1 protein-coding gene and 1 pseudogene are annotated in these 1679 nt (G+C 61.3%); one reads left to right on the top strand and one right to left on the bottom strand.

All coding sequences use genetic code 11. From position 1 onward, the window contains the following. Window positions 1–147: 147 nt before the first annotated feature. Window positions 148–733 (bottom strand): annotated as a pseudogene (locus AB0A61_RS40955) (transposase); the annotation flags it as partial. 474 nt (window positions 734–1207) lie between these two features. Between AB0A61_RS40955 and AB0A61_RS40950 the strand changes: the two are divergent. Further along, window positions 1208–1679: hypothetical protein (locus AB0A61_RS40950; protein ID WP_361304689.1), on the top strand; the 472-nt coding region annotated here is incomplete at its 3' end.

The raw sequence follows: 1679 nt of genomic DNA, 5'->3' as shown, positions 1-1679 counted from the left end.
CTGATCCCTCGTCACACAGAAGGTCATACACGGCCTACCGAATGAAAGCCCCCAAACAAGGACAGGAACGAGAGCCGCATACAGGGCCTGACCTGTATAAACGCCCTCTAAGAGGGCGTTTAATCTAGGAAGATTGCCCCCTATCTCCTAGTAAGTTCCTCGCCAGGTAGGGGTGGTCTCGTCCGTTATGCGTTTGGTGAGGTTGTCGATCGAGGCGATGTGGATCACGGCTTCGGAGCTGGCGGTGAGGGTCTCGTAGTCTCGGGCGAGGCGCCGGTGAAGCATGATCCATCCGATGCTGCGCTCTACCACCCAGCGCCTTTAAGCCGCGCTTCTCGGAGTTGCGGTTGACGACCTCGACGTCGATTCCGAGGGTGGCACCGTGCTCGACTACGGCGTTCTTGAAGCCGGTGTCGACCCAGCTTTTCGCGATGGTCGGGTAGGTTTTTTTCGCTTGGTCGAGGAGGCGTATCCCCATTGCGTTCTCGGAGAGGCCGGCGCCGGCGACGGTCACGGCGAGGATGAGGCCGATCGTGTCGGTCAGGATGCCCCGTTTCCGGCCGACGATCTTCTTCGCGGCATCCGTTCCCTGGCTGGCCAGAGGCACGTTGGTGGAGGTCTTGACGCTCTGGGTGTCGATGACGGAGGCGGTCGGCTCGGGCTTGCGGCCTTCCTTCACACGGGCCAGGCCCGTGAGGTCGTAGTTGAGCTGGGCGAAGACTCCCTCGTCTTTGACGATCACGGCGACAAGGAAGATCCACCATCTTGAAGTCCCTGGTCACGAGGCTGGTGTGAGTCGCTGGTCGTGTGCCCGCGCTGGGCGGGGCGGTTGTCGAAGCGCAAGACTGTCTGCCGTGTCGGTGGTCGCGGATCCGCGGGTTTCCCGGCGTTACGCGAGGCGCCCGTCCGGTGACGCAGACGAGAGATCCACGCCGGACTCAACAATCACAGACGCCCCAGGTTCCAGAGACTGAATCACAAGACATCAGAGACCCGACGAGTCGTTTTGATCCCACCCATACCGGGCATGGGAGTAATAGTGCTCGCCGCTGTCGACAGACCGCCTTGTTGGCCCATGCGGAGTCATCGGAGCATCGCTCAAGGCGGCGCAAACGAGAAATCAAGACATCGCCGTGGGATCTATCGATCTCATTTTTTTTGGGGGGGGCGGAAACCAAATCACGCCGATCGGTAAGGAGTTGAATCCATGACCAAAGCGACGATTCAGCATCCGATAGCAGGAATCAATTGGCGTGCCGGTGCGCTATCTGGCTATGGGTGGGCGGCCGGGAATTCAGCGCAGGCCGTCCATCTCGACGACGCTGGCGATGTTTGGGAGTCGTACGTGATCGGCAGCATCGGAAGCGGGATTCTGGAGCGCGCGGACCTGACGGACCAGACGCGCATGACGGACTCACCCGCACCACCGGCCAGTGGCACTGCGCTGTCTGGCTATGAGTGGGCGGCCGGGAATTCAAAGCAGGTCGTCTACCTCGACAGCGCCGGTCATGTTCACGAGCTGTACGTGACCGTCGGCGGCAAATGGAAACACGCGGACCTGATGGACCAGACGCGGTGGATGGTCTCACCCGCACCACCGGCCAGTGGCACTGCGCTGTCTGGCTATGAGTGGGCGGCCGGGAATTCAAAGCAGGTCGTCTACCTCGACAGCGCCGGTC

The organism is Streptomyces sp. NPDC046197, assembly GCF_040646295.1.
Classification (GTDB): Bacteria; Actinomycetota; Actinomycetes; order Streptomycetales; family Streptomycetaceae; genus Streptomyces.
This window is presented reverse-complemented; position numbering and strand designations above follow the sequence as displayed.